Source organism: Phascolarctobacterium sp. Marseille-Q4147 (assembly GCF_017968825.1).
Lineage (GTDB): Bacteria > Bacillota > Negativicutes > Acidaminococcales > Acidaminococcaceae > Phascolarctobacterium_A.
Genome location: NZ_CP072874.1, coordinates 745,902 through 763,038, shown reverse-complemented (window position 1 = coordinate 763,038; position 17,137 = coordinate 745,902). Strand labels below are relative to the sequence as shown.

Here is a 17,137-nt window from a genome sequence, read left to right as displayed (position 1 = left end):
GTGGGGTTTAGATGAATAATAGCAAGGTAATTACCGGCAAGCAGCTGAAGGATATGCTGCTGGGTGCTTACCATAGCTTTGAAAAGAATTTTGAAGCTATTAATGATTTAAATGTATTTCCGGTACCGGATGGCGATACCGGTACTAATATGATGCATACTATGGCGTCCGTGGCGAAGGCTATCAGCGCAATGAGCGATGAGGCCGAGGCCGGAGAAATCGGTGCCGCAGCTGCCCGCAGCGCTATTATGGGTGCACGCGGAAATTCCGGCGTAATTTTGTCACAGCTGCTGCGTGGTATCGGCAAGGGTGTTGCCGGTAAAAAGACGCTGAACAATACAGAAATCGGCAAGGCCTTCCAGTTTGGTATTTTATATGCTTACCGCAGTGTATCCAAACCGGTAGAAGGCACTATTCTTACGGTAGCCCGCGGTATGGCCAAGGGCGCTTATAATGCTGTCCGCGGTAATGTAAGCCTGGAGGAAGTACTGCTGGAGGCTATCCGCAGCGGCAAGGAAGAGCTTGCAAGAACTCCGGAGCTGTTGCCTGCATTGAAGGCAGCCGGTGTTGTTGATGCCGGCGGTCAGGGCCTGATTGTCTTTTTCGAGGGCTGTCTGGCAGGCCTGCGCGGTAAGGATTGCGAAGTGTTGCCTGTTACACCGCGTGCCAAGGTACAGATTCAGAAGGGCGAGCCGCTTGATCTGGAATATCCTTATTGCACCGAATTTATCGTCAAGGATGCAAATGTTGATAAGCAGACTGTCAGCAAGGCCTTGGAGGGCATGGGCAATTCCATGATTGTGGCAGTGGTAGAGGATATTGTAAAAGTACATATCCATACCAAGCATCCCGGTGATGCGCTCAACATGGCGCAGACCTGGGGAACTCTGCATGATATCAAAGTAGAAAATATGCGCGACCAGCACGAAAACCGTCTCTTTAGCGCTGATGATATTCAGCCGGTGAAGCATGGCGTGGGTGTGCTTACTGTCGCAGCCGGTGACGGCATTGCCAAGATTATGCATGAAATGGGCGCTGCAGAGATTATCAGCGGCGGTCAGAGCATGAATCCTCCGGTAGAGGAGTTTGTCAATGCTATTGAAAACGGTACCTGCGAGCAGTATATTATTCTGCCGAACAATAAGAATATTGTTTTGGCGGCTGAGCAGGTGCGTAAGCTGCTGGGTAATTCCAAGGTGGCTTATGTTCCTACTACCAATATGGCGCAGGGTTTGTCCGCACTGCTGCATTTTGATGCAACCCGCAGCATGGACGAAAACACTGTTATTATGACCAAGGAAGCCAAGGAAACATCCAGCGGCAGCATTACCGTAGCTGTACGCGACAGCGTAGTAAACGGTATTTCCATCCATGAGGGCGATTATCTTGGTATCTTAAATGATAAAATTGTTTGCAACGGCAGCAGCATGGAGGAAGTGCTGCAGAAGATGCTGACAGATGGGGATTATGAACTGATCAGCTTATATTATGGTGCCGATGTAACCGAAGAGCAGGCTGAAAAGCTGGCAGCTGAAGTGGAAGAGCTGAATGATGAGTGGGAGGTTGAAACCTTTTACGGCGGACAACCGCTGTATCCGATTCTTTTGGCAATGGAGTGATGAAATATGCTTACAAGTCAGGAATTAACCAACCTGTTGCGCGAGCGTGGCTATAAGGTCACCCCTCAAAGACTTGCTGTATATGAAGCCTTGGCTGATGAAACATGGCATCCGAATGCAGAGATGCTGTTTAATAAGCTGCAGCCGAAGTTTCCTGCTATGAGCTTTGCTACGGTGTATAAAACCGTAGAAATTCTGCATGATATCAACGTTATTCAGATTCTGAATACAGGAGAGGACAGCTTCCGTTATGATGCCGATATCAGTGAGCATTATCATCTGCGCTGCTTGAAATGCGGTGCGGTAGACGATGCGCTGATGGATGACGGCGTTAAGCTGCAGCTGACACAGGATGTAGAAAAGCAGAGCGGTTATACTATCAGCCGCCGTCAGTTCTATTTCTTTGGCCTGTGTCCGAAGTGCTCCACGATGCATTAAACTATAAAGAAGTGTACCGATTCTCTAGCTGATTGGTACACTTTTCTTTATATATTGAGTAATTATGTCAGATTTTTGTAGCGTTCTTTTTACCAAAATGCCACAATAGCAGTATATGAATTTGCTATAATAAAGATGTTATATTGATAGGAGTGAAGGCTTGGTGCTAAACGACTTTCAGATTGTGATGCTGGCCAGCGGCAGCAAGGGGAATGCCGCTTTGATAAGCACAGCAAAGCAACGCTTTTTGGTTGATATAGGTATCAGCTGCAGAGCGTTGACAACGAGAATGAAGGAAATAGGTGTCAGCGTAAACGAGCTGGACGGTGTGTTTATTACACATGAGCATGTCGACCATGTCCGCGGGCTGGCAACCTTTTTAAAAAATTATCAGGTGCCTGTATACAGCAGTGCGCTTACCTGGCGTGCAATATTAGCCAAGGACAGCAGTCTGGTGCGCCAGAACTGCCGTCTTATTGACAATAACCGCCTGCTTTGCGGTGATCTGGAGGTACAGAGCTTCAGCATACCGCATGATGCCGTTGACCCGCACGGCTATACCTTTACGAGCCGCAGCAACGGCTCAAAGTGCACATATCTTACGGATGCGGGCTTTGTTACCGATACCATACGTGAGGCAGTTGCCGGCAGCAGTGCTTTGGTGCTCGAAGCCAATCATGATGTGGAAATGCTGAAAAATGGTCCATATCCGCGTCATCTGAAGCAACGCATTTTAAGTACGCTGGGACATTTATCCAATGATACTGCCGGACATTTTCTGACGGAGCTCGAGCGTCTGCCGGAGCATATCGTGTTGGCGCACCTGAGCGAGCACAATAACCTGCCGCAGCTGGCGCAGGATACGGTGCAGAATATTTTACAAGATAATAACCGCCTGCAGGAAACAGAGCTTTTTGTGGCTGCCCAGAACAGGGTAGTAGCAGACAGTCCGCTGCCGGCAGTCTTAGATTTAAAATAAGGAGTGGATACAGATGAACAAAAGTATCTGGAAAAAATCGGCCAATATTTTTGTCTGTGGTCTTTTAGGTGCGGCAATTCTGGTTGCCGGCTGCGGCGACAATAAAACATCTGCCGCAGTGCATGATAAGCCTGCTGCTAAGACAGAGCAGCAGCTGAGCGCAGCACGCAATACACCGATTGTAGCTGCCGCCAAGAAGGTTGGTCCTGCTGTCGTAGGTATCACCAACAAGGCCTATGTGCGTGACTTCTTCAACCGCACGCAGCTGATGGAGCGCGGTACAGGCAGCGGCGTTATTTATGACAAGGCCGGCTATATTGCAACCAACAACCACGTAGTTGAGGGCGCATCGGAAATCATCGTCAGCCTGCCTGACGGACGTACCGTTAAAGGCAAGGTTCTGGGTGCCGATGCCGTAACCGATTTGGCTGTAGTAAAAATTGATGCGGATAATCTTACCGTTGCTACCTTTGGTGACAGTGATACCTTGCAGGTCGGCGAACCGGCAATTGCTATCGGCAATCCGCTGGGACTGGAATTCCGCGGCAGTGTAACCGCAGGCGTTATCAGTGCGTTGAACCGCAGCATTGAAGTAGGCGAGCGCAAGTTCAACCTGATTCAGACTGATGCGGCAATTAACCCAGGCAACAGCGGCGGTGCATTGGTAAATGCTGACGGCGAGGTAGTGGGCATCAACAGTGCTAAGGTTGCTGTAAGCGGTGTTGAAGGCATTGGCTTTGCTATTCCTATCAACACAGCTAAACCTATTCTGCAGGAGCTGGCAGAGCGCGGCCGCATTGCAAGACCGTATCTGGGCGCTTCGCTGATGGATCAGGAAATTGCTGACCGCTATGGCTTTGAAATCAATCTGCATGGCGGTATCTTCCTCGTTAAGGTTGTTCCCGGCAGTCCGGCAGCGAAAGCTGATATCCGCCCCGGCGATATTATCCTGAGCTTTAACGGCAGCAAGGTAAAGACAGCGCTTGACCTGCGTACTGCTCTGTCTAAATGCAAGGTAGGCGACAGAGCCGAAGTAACTATTATGCGTAATGGTCAGAGAGAAAGCAGAACTGTGGTATTGGAAGAGGTTCCGAAGGATTACGGCAATTGAAGATAACGATAGCCTGTGTAGGCAAAATTAAAGAAAAATATCTTACTGCGGGTATAGAGGAATTCAGCAAAAGGCTGACGCCCTTCTGCAAGCTGGAAACGCTGGCAATAAATGAGGAGCGTATGCCGGATAATCCCTCCCCGGCGGAAAAGCAGCAGGTGCTGGAGCGTGAAACGCAGCGCCTGCTGGCAATTATCCCGGCAAATTCCTATGTGATTTTGCTGGATGTCATCGGCAAGCAGCTTAGCAGCCCGGATTTGGCGGCAAAGCTGGACGAGCTGGCACTTGCCGGCAACAGCCATATCACCTTTGTGATTGGCGGTGCCTTTGGCTATACTGATGCGTTGCGTAAGCGTGCTGATCTGGCACTGAGCTTTTCAAAAATGACCTTTACGCATCAGATGATTCGTTTATTGTTGATTGAGCAGATTTACCGTGCTTTTAAAATCAGCAGAGGCGAAAAATACCATTGGTAAAATAAACATTATAAGCAATAAAAAAGAGTCGTGCGTAGGCACGGCTCTTTTTCGTTGCAACAGAAATGAAACGTAAAAATTTGCGTTTCGTTTACGTATTGGTTTTAAAATGAAAAATGAGATGAAAGTGGAATGAAAATGAAACGTAAAAAAATACGTTGCGCTTACTGCTGAGTTCTGCTACAATTTGTTTAATAGTGATAGGAGGCGTAAAAGATGAAAGAAACTAAAAGCCTGGAATTTAAGTCTGAGGTCAACAATACATTTCTGAAAACAGTCAGTGCTTATGCTAATTATGGCGCTGGAGAAATTTTATTTGGCGTAAGGGATGACGGAACTCCTTGTGGTATAAATAATCCTGAAAAGGTATGCCTTGATTTAGAAAATCGTATCAATGACAGCATTTCACCAAAGCCTGATTTTACACTGAGAATTAATTCTCAAAATAATACTATAGCTTTAAAGGTTTCTGAAGGTCTGGACAAACCGTATTTGTATAAGGGAAAGGCCTATAAACGTAACGATACTTCTACCATAGAGGTTGATAGAGGTGAATTGAATCGTTTGACTTTACTTGGTACGGGAAAATATTATGATGAACTTCCTACTGGAAATAGCGAATTAAAATTTACTATTTTAGAAAAGGAATTGCAGGCTAAGCTTGGCATTAAGAAGCTGACAAAAGATATATGCAGAACCTTGAATTTATATTACAGCAAGGACAGATTCAACAATGCCGGAGAACTTTTGGCAGATACTAACAGCTTCCCGGGCATTGATATTGCTAAATTTGGTAGCAGTAATGATGTGATTTTAGATAGGGAGCTCATTAAGAATGTATCAGTTATTGAGCAATTTGCTAAGGCGATAAAGCTATTCAGGCGTTATTACGTATATGAACAGATAAAGGGCGCTGAACGAATTACTAAGGAACAGATTCCTGAAAAGGCATTTCGTGAGGCATTAGCTAATGCTTTAGTACATCGCACATGGGATATCAATGCTAATATAAGAGTATTGATGTATACTGATAAAATAGAAATAGTTTCTCCTGGTGGCTTACCATTAGGTGTTAGCAAGGAAGAATATTTGAAGGGTTATGTATCTGTTTTACGTAATCCTACTTTAGGCAATGTATTCTTCAGATTAAAGTATGTAGAAATCTTTGGTACTGGAGTGCGTAGAATTTTAGAAGCATACAGGAACGCTGACGTGAAACCGAATTTTGCTATAAGTGACAATGCTGTAATGGTTACTTTGCCTAGCGTGGAGTATCAAATTCCGCTTGATGTGGATGAGCAAGCAGTTTTAGAAGTCTTTGCCGCTAACTTAGTTTTGGCAAGCTCTGATGTTTCAGCTATAACAGGCTTTAGTAGAGCTAAAACTATCAGATTGTTGAACAGCTTAGTGGAGAAAAATAAGCTTGTTAAAGGTGGCAAGGGTAGGGGTACAAAATATTCCTTAACCTAAAAATTCATTATAAGATATTAGAGCCATGCATAATTTGCACGGCTCTTTTACGTTGCATTAGAAATGAAACGTAAAAATTTGCGTTTCATTTGCGTATTGGCTTTGAAACGGAAATAAAGAAAAAGTGCAACGTAAATTTTACGCTACACTTTTGTACTTTCTCTTATGCGTTTGGGGAGATGTATAAGCTTAGAAGTTATCCATATGTACTTCAAAGAAACCTTGCGGATGAGCGCAGACAGGGCAAACTTCCGGAGCGCTGGGGCCGACTACAATATGACCACAGTTGCGGCATTCCCAAATGGTCAGGCCGCTGTCTTTGCTGAAAACCTTCATTTCTTCGATGTTTTGTAAGAGTTTACGATAGCGTTCTTCATGACGTTTTTCGATAGCTGCAACACCGCGCATTTTTGCTGCGATTTCAGGGAAACCTTCTTCCTCAGCTTCTTGTGCCATTTTTACATACATATCGGTCCATTCATGGTTTTCGCCTTCAGCTGCTGCTAAAAGGTTAGCTGCAGTATCGCCTAACTGGTCTAATTCCTTGAACCACATATAAGCGTGAGCTTTTTCATTATTAGCGGTTTTCTCAAATAATTCAGCGATTTGATCATAGCCTGCTTTGCGGGCTACAATACCAAACCAGGTGTATTTGTTGCGTGCCATGGATTCACCAGCAAATGCCTCCAACAGGTTCTTTTCGGTTTTGGTGCCTTTTAATGATTTCATATTATTCCTCCTTACTTCTGGCAAACTTATTTTAGAGCGGTAGAAAAATATTGTTTCGCTTTATATCTGCCTGTTTATATTCTATCATATAGAGTAAGTGTTAACAATGTATATATAAAGAAAATATTAATCATGCTTAAAAAGGTTTTGCTGACAACTGGTAAAATTATTACTCATTCAGAACGAGTATAATAAAAGAGCATCAGTTGCTACAATTATTGTAGCAACTGATGCTTTTAATTTGCAGGTTATTACACGATTGTGCCGCCGCCGATAACTACGTCACCGTCATACATAACCACGGACTGACCTTTGGTAATGGCGCGCTGAGGCTCGTCAAAAACGAGCTGCAGCGTATCTGCGTCAGGCTGGGTAACAGTTGCCCATTGCTCCTGCTGATGGTAACGGATGCGTGCTTTCACGCGGCGCGGTTCGGTGATAGCGTCGCAGTCGATAAGATTGATATTCTTAGCTGTAACGTTTTTGGTAAACAGTCCCTCGTTTGTTGTGAGGATAACAGCGTTGTTCTTGGTGTCAATCTCTTTAACATACATAGGCTGCGGCAACGCCAAGCCAAGGCCTTTGCGTTGACCGACGGTGTAATGGATAATGCCCTTGTGTCTGCCAAGCACGTTGCCTGCTTCATCTACGAAGTTGCCGGGCTTGAATTTTCGTCCCAGGCGTGCTTCGATGAAATCAGCGTAGGTGCCGGTCTGGATAAAGCAGATATCCTGGCTGTCATGCTTTTGAGCGTTGACGAAGCCATGCTTTTCGGCAATTTCGCGCACCTGTGTCTTATGCAGACCGCCGAGAGGGAACATAGCGTGTGCCAGCTGCTCCTGTGTGAGTGAATAAAGCACATAGCTTTGGTCCTTCAAAGGATCAACTGCCTTGCGCAGCAGATAGCGGCCTTTGGCTTCATCATAGCTGATTTGCGCATAGTGGCCGGTGACAACATAGTCACAGCCAAGCTCCTGTGCGCGTACGAAGAGCTGGTCGAATTTCAGATAGCGGTTGCAGTCAATGCAGGGGTTAGGTGTTCTGCCGTTAACGTAAGCGTCAACAAAGCGGTCGATAACGTCGCGTTCAAAGCGGTCGGCAAAGTTGAAAACGTAGTAAGGCATGCCAAGGCTTGTTGCTACGCTGCGGGCATCTGCTACGTCATCAATGGAGCAGCAGCTGTTGGCTTTGGAAACGCCGATATCCTCGTTGGCAAAAAGCTTCATGGTTACGCCGGTGCATTCGTAGCCCTGCTCCAGCATCATTAATGCGGAAACGCTGGAATCAACGCCGCCGCTCATAGCGATTAGTGCTTTCTTGTTCATAAATTTTCTCCTTCTGATTTATCTAAAGTGCGGCGTACATCGCCTCTATCGGGTACTATGTTATAGCCTGCTATTTTTACGCGTGCCTCCAGACAGCCACGGCATTGGGCTGCCTCCTCGCCGGTACAGATTTTGTTGGTGTACAGCTCGTATTTTTTGCGTACTCCTACAGGTGAAAGGTTAGGCATCACGACGTTGCCGCCGGCCTGCAGTCCCAGCTCGCGTCCATTGGGATGGATAGTGCCGAGGGCTGTTGTCGAAGGCAGCAGCGCGTAAGGGAAGAGCAGTCGCAGGATAGACAGCAGGCGCAGCGTCTGCTCTAAAGTACCGCTTGCCATATCCTTAAACGGTGTGTGTTTATGCGTAATGTAAGGACCTATGCCAATCATATCAGGCTGCAGCTTTTGCAGAAAGCGCAGGTCGCTGCCAATGTTTTGCGGCGTCTGGTAGGGGGAACCGACCATGAAGCCGGAGCCAACCTGATAACCTATTTCCTTGAGGTCAAACAGGCAACGCTTGCGGTTTTCCAGGCTCATGTTGGCAGGATGCAGCTTAGCGTAATGCTCCGCATCCGCAGTTTCATGGCGCAGCAGATAACGGTTGGCGCCTGCATCGAAGTATGCCTGGTAGCTGGCACGGCTTTTTTCACCGATGGACAGCGTAATAGCGCAGTCGGGATGCTGCTTGCGGATGGCGCTGACGATGGCGCAGATTTTGTCATCCGTATAATACGCATCCTCGCCGCCCTGCAGCACGAAGGTGCGGAAGCCAAGCCTATAGCCTTCGGCGCAGCAGGCAAGGATTTCCTCCTGCGTCAGACGGTAGCGCTCCGCAAGGCTGTTGCCGGCGCGGATACCGCAGTAGTAGCAGTTATTTTTGCAGTAATTGGTGAATTCAATCAGTCCGCGGATATAGACCTTATCGCCGTAATATTGACGACGTAGTTTATCCGCTTCACAGGCGAGCAGCTTGTTGAGGTCAGGGTCAGTGCTTGTTATCAGCGTCAAAAGCTCTGCGTCGCTCAGGTCATGCTCACAGGCGAGCTTTTTTATTAAATTGGCAGCTGTTGACAGCATAAGTTTACCTCCGTAAGCGGTTTACCGCTTCTGTGACTTTAGTTATAATTGTTTGGACTTCGTCCATTGTATTGTATTCGCACAGCGAAAAGCGCAGGGCGCTTTGAGCTGTTTCCTTGCTCAGGCCGAGAGCCAGCAGTACATGGCTGGGCTCAAGCGAGCCTGCGGAGCAGGCGGAGCCGGACGAGCAGCAGATACCTTCGTTGGAAAGCAGTGAAAGCAAAGCTTCACCGTTTACGCCCCGGAAGCTGTAGTTGACCGTGCCGGGAAGGCAGTGCTCACGGCTGCCGTTGAAGCTTGCAGCGTCAATTTTATCTAAACCGTTGCGCAGAGCATCGCGCAGGCCTGTGATATAAGCAGTGTTTGCCTGCATATTTTCCTGCGCGTCCTTAAGCGCTGCGGCAAGACCGATGATGCCGGGAAGATTTTCCGTACCGGCACGCTTGCCTCTCTCTTGTCCGCCGCCGCGGATAAGGCTTGTAAGCTGAATATTGTTCTTGGCAAATAAAAGGCCGATGCCCTTCGGTCCATGGAATTTGTGTGCGGAAAGCGAAAGCATATCTATGTTATCGCGCTGTACGTCGATTGTAAGGTGACCTGCAGCCTGCACAGCGTCAGTATGGAAAAGTATATCGCGCTTGCGGCAGAGCGCGCCGATTTCGCGTATAGGCTGGATGGCGCCTGTTTCGTTGTTGGCGTACATGACGGAAACAAGACAGGTGGTATCTGTAATAGCTTCTGCTACCTGCGTGGCGGTGACGATGCCGTCAGCCTGCGGACGCAGCAGTGTTACGGTAAAGCCCTGATTCTCCAGCGCTTCGAGCGTGTGCAAAATAGCATGATGCTCCATGGCAGTGGAAACGATGTGGCATTTGCCCTGCTTTTTGCCGAGGGCCGCAGCGCTGATAAGCGCCTGGTTATCTGCTTCGCTGCCGCCGGAGGTAAAGAAAACTTCCTTCGGCGCACAGTTAAGTACCTGTGCCGTCTGCTGCCGTGCGCTAAACAAAGCTGCTGCACTGCGCTGACCTAAAAGGTGCACGCTGGAAGCATTGGCATATATTTCCTGAAGATAGGGCAGCATTGCCTTGACGGCAACGTCGCTCATTTTAGTTGTAGCTGCATTATCTGCATAGATAAATTGCTTTTCCATAATAGTAAAACATTCTCCTTCAATAGCGGAAATCCTGCTTTTACTTTTATATTATACGCTTACCGGCGTGAGATTTACAGAGTCAGCGTCTTTTTGCGGCGTATTTTGAGTAAAATTTAATTCCTACTGTATTAATATGTTTCATATGGTACATTACAGACCTTTTTTTGTCAAGAGAAGAAAATTTTAATTCTTTTTGTTGACAGTAAGTAAAAAATCAGTATAATAATACCTATAAATCAACTATGCTTACTAGAGATTACAAAACAGAGAAAATGAGGGATTATACCAATGAAAAGCTTGTATTTTGATACACGATGTAGACTCTGATTACCTGTTAATATAAGAAATAAAAACTATGTAACGATAATTTACTGATCAGATGAATACAAAGGAGCGATTTATTATGGCAATTTATACTAGCATTACTGATTTGATTGGCGGCACTCCGCTGCTGGAGCTGAAAAACTACGAAGCTGAAAACAAGCTGGAAGCAAAGATTCTGGGCAAACTGGAATATTTCAATCCTGCAGGCAGCGTCAAAGATAGAATTGCTAAAGCAATGATTGATGATGCAGAGGCTAAGGGTGTTCTTAAGCCGGGGGCTACTATTATTGAGCCCACCAGCGGCAACACCGGTATCGGTCTGGCATCCGTAGCTGCTGCCCGCGGTTACAAAATTATTTTGACTATGCCTGAAACCATGAGCGTTGAACGCCGCAATCTTCTGAAGGCTTATGGCGCACAGCTTGTGCTGACTGACGGTGCTAAGGGTATGAAAGGTGCGATTGCCAAAGCTCAGGAGCTGGCAGAAAGCACTCCGAACAGCTTTATCCCCAGCCAGTTCACCAATCCTGCTAACCCTGCAACCCACAGAGCATCTACCGGTCCGGAAATCTGGCAGGATACCGAAGGCAAGGTTGATATCTTTGTTGCCGGTGTAGGTACAGGCGGTACTCTTTCCGGTGTAGGCGGATATCTGAAATCCCAAAATCCCAATGTGAAGGTTGTTGCTGTAGAGCCTGCAGGTTCTCCGGTACTTTCCAAAGGTGTTGCCGGCCCGCATAAAATTCAGGGCATCGGCGCAGGCTTTGTACCTGACACCCTGGATACCAAGGTTTATGATGAAATCATCGCCGTTGAAAACGAGGATGCCTTCAAAACCGGTCGTGCTATTGCCCATAAGGAAGGCGTGCTGATAGGCATTTCCTCCGGTGCTGCTGTATATGCGGCAACTGTGCTGGCAAAACGCCCTGAAAACAAGGGCAAGGTTATCGTAGCGCTGCTGCCTGATACCGGCGAGCGTTATCTCTCCACTCCGTTATTTGCTGAATAAGCAGATAAAATACATATCACATCCCATTTCCTAACCAAAAGAAAGCAGTCTGCGCGGACTGCTTTCTTTAATTTAGAGCGCAAAAAACCGCCGGCGTTATGCAACCGGCGGTTTAAGCATTAAATCGAATAATTATCAATGCTGCGAGCTTTATAGTTGTCGAGAATATCCTGCAGAGTGATATTGTCCAGATAATCTGCAATAACCTTGTTCAATCCCTGCCACAGCGGCAAGGTAATGCATTCGTTGCGGCGTTCGCAGCCCACAGGGTTAAAGTCCAGACAAGCTACCGGCGTAAGGTTGCCTTCTGTCAGGCGCAGGATGCTGCCGACAGTATACTCACGCGGTGCGTTTACCAGACGGTAACCGCCCTGAAAGCCACGGTTGGCTTGCAGGAAGTTTGATTTATTCAGAATAGGCACAATCTGCTCCAGATATTTTTTGGAAATGTTTTGTCTTGCCGCAATGTCCTTGAGGGCAACAAAGCCGTTCTGCTGATGCTCTGCCAGATCCAGCATCATGCGCAGGGCATAGCGTCCTTTAGTTGATATTTTCATTGATTCTCCACCTTTGAGTTAAACTCGGTAATTATCTATAAACCTACTTAAATTATATGCTATTATGGATAATAAGTCAAATCGAGGAGGCTGGGGGAGCGGAATAATAAGCAGCAGGCGGAAGTGTTTATGGATAGGGAGATTTTTATAAAGGGAATGCACAGCTTTTATCCACCAATCCACAAAAGTTATGCACATTGTGGATAACTTTTGTGAAAAACTGGGGATAAGTGGGAAATTATCGGGATAAATCCACCGGGAGAAGTGAATAACCTAATTTTAAAAAAATCATTTTTACATAGTACTTGCAAGTTATCTCAAATAGTGCTATAATCACTAGCTAATACATGAATGGGAGGCAATACTCTTGGAACATAAAAATATTTATCAGCTTGTTCTCGCAGGTGTACTGTGCGCTATAGGCTTGGTTGTACCTATGGTTATGCCGAAGGTGATTATCGGACCGATGTCCTTTACTTTGGGTGCGCATGTAGCAATCTTTTTGGCAATGTTTATTTCACCTAAGGTGGCAGCTGCTGTCTGCCTGGGTACAACGATGGGCTTTTTCGTAACCACGCCCTTGATTATCGCTGCGCGTGCAGCAACCCATATTATTTTCGCTCTGGTCGGTGCATTAATTATTAAACGCTATCCGAATATTATGGAGAGCTTCGTTGCAGGTATCGGTCTGAATCTGGGACTTGCTGTATTGCATGCTCTGGGTGAGGTGCTGGTAGTAGCGCCCTTTTTCTTCAGCGGTTATATGTTTACGCCGGAGCAGCTGTCCAATGGCTTTGTGATGAGCGTTATCGTGCTGGTAGGTGCCGGTACAGTTTTGCATTCGGTTATGGATTGCAGTATTTCCGTGCTGCTGTGGAAATTTGTCAGAGCGGCAGTGCCTTCTATTAAGCTGATTCGTGGCTAAGATGAAGTTTTAAAATTTAAAACTAAAAGCGTGCAGGCTTACTGCTGACTGATGTCAGCTTGTGCAAGCCTGCACGCTTATTTTTTTTGATGCTTTAGCTGTTATTTTCTTGCTTTGGCAACCTCAGCGAAGGCAATTTCCGCAGCATCGATAGTCTTTTGCAAATCCTCGGGACTGTGAGCAACGGAAACAAAGTTTGTTTCGAACTGAGAAGGAGGCAGATAGATGCCTTGCTCCAGCATAGAGTGGAAGTAGATTTTGAAGGCTTCCAGATCGCTGGCTGCAGCGCTGTCAAAATCAGTTACCGGTTTATCGCTGAAGAAAACGGTGAACATGCTGCCGAGGCGATGAATCTGTACAGGTACGCCGGCCTTAGCTGCTGCCTTCTCCAAGCCGCCGGTCAGAATAGCGCAAAGGCTTTCTGCGCGGTTGCAGACATCGTTCTGTTCCATGTAGGTGAGTGCAGCAATGCCTGCGGCCATAGCCAGCGGGTTACCGCTTAAGGTACCTGCCTGATACATTGGGCCTGCAGGAGAAACCATTTGCATGATTTCGCGCTTGCCGCCGTAAGCAGCAACAGGCAGACCGCCGCCGATTACCTTGCCGAGGCAGGTGATATCGGGGTCAATGTCATAGAGGGACTGGCTGCCGCCCTGAGCGCTGCGGAAGCCGCTCATAACCTCATCACAGATGAGGAGAGCACCATACTTTTTAGTGATGGCACGCACGCCTTCCAGGAAGCCTTCGTGCGGAAGCACCAGGCCCATGTTGCCCGGAGTAGGTTCCATGATAACGCAGGCGATTTCTTCGCCGCGCTCGGCAAAAACCTTTTCCAGAGCAGGAAGATCGTTGAACGGTACGGTAATAGTGGTTGCTGCTACTGCTTTGGGTACGCCCGGGCTGTCGGGTACACCAAAGGTAGCTCCGCCGCTACCTGCTTTAACAAGCAGGCTGTCATGGTGACCATGGTAGCAGCCGATGAATTTAATGATGCAGTCACGGCCGGTGTAGGCACGTGCCAGACGCAGAGCACTCATAGTTGCTTCGGTACCGCTGTTGACCATGCGGACCATATCCATAGACGGAACGAGGCGGCAGACTAATTTTGCCAGCTCGGTTTCGGCAATTGTCGGAGCGCCGTAGGAGGTGCCCTTTTCAGCTGCAGCCTTGATAGCGTCTGTTACGCAGTCAGGTACATGGCCCATGAGCAGCGGACCGTAGGACATAACGTAGTCGATGTATTCGTTGCCGTCGATGTCATAGATTTTGCTGCCCTTGCCGCCGGAGATGAACGGCGGTACACCGCCGACACTGCGGAAGGAGCGCACGGGGCTGTTAACGCCGCCGGGGATATATTGGCGTGCTTCCTCAAAAGCAGCCTGAGATTTTGTATGTTTCATTGTTATATCTCCTTATTTGCCTTGCAGCCATTTTGCTACATCAAGCGCATGGTAGGTAATAATCATTTTGGCACCGGCACGCTTGAAGCCCAGCATGGTTTCCATAACGATACGTTTTTCGTCAATCCAGCCTTTTTCAGCTGCAGCCTTAACCATAGCATATTCACCGCTGACATTATAAACACACAGCGGACGGTTAAAGGTTTCGTGTACACGTTGCACAATGTCGAGGAAGGCCAGCGCCGGTTTAACCATAACGATATCTGCGCCTTCTTCAATATCCAGAGCAACTTCGCGCAGAGCCTCGTCGCTGTTGGCAGGGTCCATCTGGTAGCCTTTGCGGTCGCCTGCGGACGGAGCAGAGTCTGCTGCGGCACGGAAGGGGCCGTAATATGCGGAAGCAAATTTTGCGGAATAAGCCATGATAGGAATATGGTTGAAGCCTGCTGCATCCAGTGCTTCGCGGATAGCCTTAACATAACCGTCCATCATATTGGAGGGAGCAATCATGTCAGCACCGGCCTGAGCGTGGGAAACAGCAACCTTAGCCAGCAGCGGCAGAGTTTCATCGTTGTTGACGGTGCAGCCGTTTTGCAGCACGCCGCAATGACCATGGTCGGTGTATTCGCACAGGCAGACGTCGGTAATGATAACCAGTTCAGGATATTTTTCCTTAATAAGCTTGCAGGCTTGTTGTACAGGCTCGTTCATATCCCAGCCGCTGCTGCCGACAGCGTCCTTGTAGGACGGCACGCCGAAGAGCAGGACAGCGGGAATACCCAGCTCTACAACCTCGTCGACACATTCCATAACGCGGTCGATGGACCAGTGGTAGTTGCCGGGCAGAGATTCGATTTCATGTTTAACGTTTTCGCCGGGAACGACGAAAAGCGGATAGATTAAGTCTTTTACGGAAACCTCGGTTTCACGGATCATTGCACGCAGATTTTCAGTAGCGCGTGTGCGGCGCGGACGGTATACAGGAAAACCGGTAATACTCATCTTGATACACTTCCTTATTTATTATAAAAATTTGTGATAGCGGTCATGAGGCCGTCGATTGTATATTCAGCGGCATTGATAGCCGGAGTATAGCCATGCTTTTTCAGGGTATCTGCGGTTACGGGGCCGATAGCAGCCAGAGCAGCCTTGTTCAGCAGTTCCTTCTTGTCGCCGAGAACCTCGAGCAGATTGGTTACGGTGCTGCTGCTGGTGAAGGTTATGATGCTTGCTTCGCCGCTTTCGAGAGCTTCGATAAGCTCATCCTTGTTTTCTCAGTCGGCAACGGTTTCGTAAGCAGTTACGACGTCAACGATGGCACCGATTTTGCGCAGAGATTCGGGCAATACTTCGCGTGCAACCTTAGCACGTGCCAGCAGGATTTTGTCACCGGCGGTAATTTCGCCTGCCAGTGCTTCGGCCAGCTCCTCTGCTTTATAAGCGGAAGGAATGAGGTCGGCGGTGAGGCCGTGCTCTGCCAGAGCCTTGGCGGTGGCGCTGCCGATAGCAGCAAGCTTAACGTTAGCTAGGGCGCGTGCGTCCTTCTTAGCAGCGCCCAGACGCTCGAAGAAGTAATCTACGCCGTTAGCGCTGGTGAAGACAAGCCATTTGTAGTTATTGATATTGGCAATAGCGTTGTCCAGCGGAGCGTAATCTGCTGCCGGAATAATTTTGATAGCCGGAGCTTCGATAACCTTGGCACCCTGTGCTTCCAGCTTTTTGGTGAGAGCGCTGGCTTGTGCACGTGCGCGGGTAACGATAACGGTTTTGCCGAAGAGGGGTTTGTTATCGAACCATTGCAACTGCTCACGCAGACGTACAACCTCGCCAACGAGGAAGATAGCAGGCGGCTTCATGCCGGTTGCTTTAACGTCAGCGGCAGCTTTGCCAAGGGTAGTAATCAGTGTGCGCTGTTCGGGATGAGTGCCCCAGCGGATAACGGCAGCCGGGCAGTCGGCGCTGCGGCCGTTATCGATGAGCTCGCGGCTGATTTTTTCAATATTTTCTACACCCATGAGGAAAACGAGAGTGTCAACAGAGGTTGCCAGACCATTCCAATGGATGGTGGATTCGCCTTTAGTAGGATCCTCGTGACCGGTAATAACGGCAAAGGAGGTTGCTACATGACGATGGGTAACAGGGATACCGGCATATTCGGCAACAGCAATAGCACTGGTTACGCCGGGAACGAACTCAAACGGCAGGCCTGCTTCACGCAGTTCGATGGCTTCTTCGCCGCCGCGGCCGAATACAAAGGGGTCGCCGCCCTTCAAACGTGCTACAACCTTACCTTCGGCAGCCAGTTTTACCAACAGCTTGTTGATATCGGGCTGGCGCATGGTGTGATTGGCGCTGGCTTTGCCAACGTAAACCATTTCTGCATCCTTGCGGGCGAAGGCCAGGATACGCGGATCTGCCAGACGGTCATAAACAACAGCGTCTGCAGTCTGCAGGCATTCCTTGGCCTTGAGTCCCAGAAGGCCCGGGTCGCCGGGGCCTGCACCGATTAAATATACTTTACCTTGTTTTGTCATGATGTCACTCTC

Annotated in this window: 15 protein-coding genes and 1 pseudogene; 8 read left to right on the top strand and 8 right to left on the bottom strand. The window is 48.1% G+C overall.

The genetic code is table 11. The features are described 5' to 3' along the window. Positions 1–11 precede the first annotated feature (11 nt). From KAH19_RS03565 to KAH19_RS03540, 6 genes are all read left to right on the top strand, one after another. Positions 12–1,619, top strand: a complete 1,608-nt coding sequence (locus KAH19_RS03565) for a DAK2 domain-containing protein (RefSeq protein ID WP_210685126.1) — start codon at positions 12–14, stop codon at positions 1,617–1,619. Positions 1,620–1,625: 6 nt separating this feature from the next. Further along, complete coding sequence (locus KAH19_RS03560; RefSeq protein WP_021720189.1) at positions 1,626–2,057, top strand: Fur family transcriptional regulator; 432 nt, start codon at positions 1,626–1,628, stop codon at positions 2,055–2,057. Positions 2,058–2,220: 163 nt separating this feature from the next. Continuing rightward, on the top strand, positions 2,221–3,036 hold the full coding sequence (locus tag KAH19_RS03555; RefSeq protein WP_210685125.1) for an MBL fold metallo-hydrolase: 816 nt from the start codon (positions 2,221–2,223) through the stop codon (positions 3,034–3,036). A 13-nt stretch (positions 3,037–3,049) separates the two neighbouring features. After that, positions 3,050–4,147 (top strand): S1C family serine protease, encoded by a 1,098-nt coding sequence (locus KAH19_RS03550; protein WP_210685124.1) that lies wholly within the window; start codon positions 3,050–3,052, stop codon positions 4,145–4,147. After that, positions 4,144–4,623: a 23S rRNA (pseudouridine(1915)-N(3))-methyltransferase RlmH gene (gene rlmH / locus KAH19_RS03545; protein WP_210685123.1), complete on the top strand. Its 480-nt coding sequence runs from the start codon at positions 4,144–4,146 to the stop codon at positions 4,621–4,623. Before KAH19_RS03550 ends, rlmH begins: the two co-directional genes overlap by 4 nt. Before the next feature lie 216 nt (positions 4,624–4,839). After that, positions 4,840–6,093 carry an ATP-binding protein gene (locus tag KAH19_RS03540; protein WP_210685122.1) on the top strand — a complete coding sequence of 418 codons (1,254 nt, stop codon included), beginning with the start codon at positions 4,840–4,842 and terminating at the stop codon, positions 6,091–6,093. 189 nt (positions 6,094–6,282) lie between these two features. Here KAH19_RS03540 and rbr read toward each other — a convergent pair whose 3' ends face one another. The 4 genes from rbr to KAH19_RS03520 form a co-directional block, all read right to left on the bottom strand. Continuing rightward, positions 6,283–6,822, bottom strand: coding sequence for a rubrerythrin (gene rbr, locus KAH19_RS03535; protein ID WP_009146377.1), 540 nt, complete (start codon positions 6,820–6,822; stop codon positions 6,283–6,285). 251 nt (positions 6,823–7,073) lie between these two features. Beyond that, the gene (mnmA, locus tag KAH19_RS03530) at positions 7,074–8,147 is read right to left on the bottom strand and encodes a tRNA 2-thiouridine(34) synthase MnmA (RefSeq protein ID WP_210685121.1); all 1,074 of its coding nucleotides are present in this window, start codon (positions 8,145–8,147) and stop codon (positions 7,074–7,076) included. Continuing rightward, positions 8,144–9,223, bottom strand: a complete 1,080-nt coding sequence (hydE, locus tag KAH19_RS03525; protein ID WP_210685120.1) for a [FeFe] hydrogenase H-cluster radical SAM maturase HydE — start codon at positions 9,221–9,223, stop codon at positions 8,144–8,146. Before hydE ends, mnmA begins: the two co-directional genes overlap by 4 nt. A 4-nt stretch (positions 9,224–9,227) precedes the next feature. Further along, positions 9,228–10,373 carry a cysteine desulfurase family protein gene (locus KAH19_RS03520; RefSeq protein ID WP_210685119.1) on the bottom strand — a complete coding sequence of 382 codons (1,146 nt, stop codon included), beginning with the start codon at positions 10,371–10,373 and terminating at the stop codon, positions 9,228–9,230. A gap of 406 nt (positions 10,374–10,779) precedes the next feature. Here KAH19_RS03520 and cysK point away from each other — a divergent pair, with 406 nt between their 5' ends. Continuing rightward, positions 10,780–11,709 carry a cysteine synthase A gene (gene cysK, locus KAH19_RS03515; RefSeq protein ID WP_040565217.1) on the top strand — a complete coding sequence of 310 codons (930 nt, stop codon included), beginning with the start codon at positions 10,780–10,782 and terminating at the stop codon, positions 11,707–11,709. Positions 11,710–11,828: 119 nt separating this feature from the next. Here cysK and KAH19_RS03510 read toward each other — a convergent pair whose 3' ends face one another. Continuing rightward, positions 11,829–12,266: an Rrf2 family transcriptional regulator gene (locus KAH19_RS03510; RefSeq protein WP_210685118.1), complete on the bottom strand. Its 438-nt coding sequence runs from the start codon at positions 12,264–12,266 to the stop codon at positions 11,829–11,831. Between the two features lie 367 nt (positions 12,267–12,633). Here KAH19_RS03510 and KAH19_RS03505 point away from each other — a divergent pair, with 367 nt between their 5' ends. Next, positions 12,634–13,191: a hypothetical protein gene (locus KAH19_RS03505; RefSeq protein ID WP_246869421.1), complete on the top strand. Its 558-nt coding sequence runs from the start codon at positions 12,634–12,636 to the stop codon at positions 13,189–13,191. A 101-nt stretch (positions 13,192–13,292) separates the two neighbouring features. Here KAH19_RS03505 and hemL read toward each other — a convergent pair whose 3' ends face one another. The 3 genes and pseudogenes from hemL to cobA form a co-directional block, all read right to left on the bottom strand. Continuing rightward, positions 13,293–14,591 carry a glutamate-1-semialdehyde 2,1-aminomutase gene (gene hemL, locus KAH19_RS03500; RefSeq protein WP_210685117.1) on the bottom strand — a complete coding sequence of 433 codons (1,299 nt, stop codon included), beginning with the start codon at positions 14,589–14,591 and terminating at the stop codon, positions 13,293–13,295. A gap of 12 nt (positions 14,592–14,603) precedes the next feature. Beyond that, positions 14,604–15,593, bottom strand: a complete 990-nt coding sequence (gene hemB, locus KAH19_RS03495; protein WP_246869420.1) for a porphobilinogen synthase — start codon at positions 15,591–15,593, stop codon at positions 14,604–14,606. Positions 15,594–15,607: 14 nt separating this feature from the next. Continuing rightward, positions 15,608–17,125: pseudogene (gene cobA, locus KAH19_RS03490) on the bottom strand (uroporphyrinogen-III C-methyltransferase). Positions 17,126–17,137 lie beyond the last annotated feature (12 nt).

Bases quoted from the DNA above. Each gene is read 5' to 3' on its own strand.
- KAH19_RS03565 (WP_210685126.1), top strand. From the start codon at position 12: ATGAATAATAGCAAGGTAATTACCGGCAAGCAGCTGAAGGATATGCTG.
- KAH19_RS03510 (WP_210685118.1), bottom strand. From the start codon at position 12,266: ATGAAAATATCAACTAAAGGACGCTATGCCCTGCGCATGATGCTGGAT.
- hemL (WP_210685117.1), bottom strand. From the start codon at position 14,591: ATGAAACATACAAAATCTCAGGCTGCTTTTGAGGAAGCACGCCAATAT.
- rbr (WP_009146377.1), bottom strand. From the start codon at position 6,822: ATGAAATCATTAAAAGGCACCAAAACCGAAAAGAACCTGTTGGAGGCA.
- mnmA (WP_210685121.1), bottom strand. From the start codon at position 8,147: ATGAACAAGAAAGCACTAATCGCTATGAGCGGCGGCGTTGATTCCAGC.
- hydE (WP_210685120.1), bottom strand. From the start codon at position 9,223: ATGCTGTCAACAGCTGCCAATTTAATAAAAAAGCTCGCCTGTGAGCAT.
- cysK (WP_040565217.1), top strand. From the start codon at position 10,780: ATGGCAATTTATACTAGCATTACTGATTTGATTGGCGGCACTCCGCTG.
- KAH19_RS03560 (WP_021720189.1), top strand. From the start codon at position 1,626: ATGCTTACAAGTCAGGAATTAACCAACCTGTTGCGCGAGCGTGGCTAT.
- KAH19_RS03520 (WP_210685119.1), bottom strand. From the start codon at position 10,373: ATGGAAAAGCAATTTATCTATGCAGATAATGCAGCTACAACTAAAATG.
- KAH19_RS03550 (WP_210685124.1), top strand. From the start codon at position 3,050: ATGAACAAAAGTATCTGGAAAAAATCGGCCAATATTTTTGTCTGTGGT.
- KAH19_RS03540 (WP_210685122.1), top strand. From the start codon at position 4,840: ATGAAAGAAACTAAAAGCCTGGAATTTAAGTCTGAGGTCAACAATACA.
- hemB (WP_246869420.1), bottom strand. From the start codon at position 15,593: ATGAGTATTACCGGTTTTCCTGTATACCGTCCGCGCCGCACACGCGCT.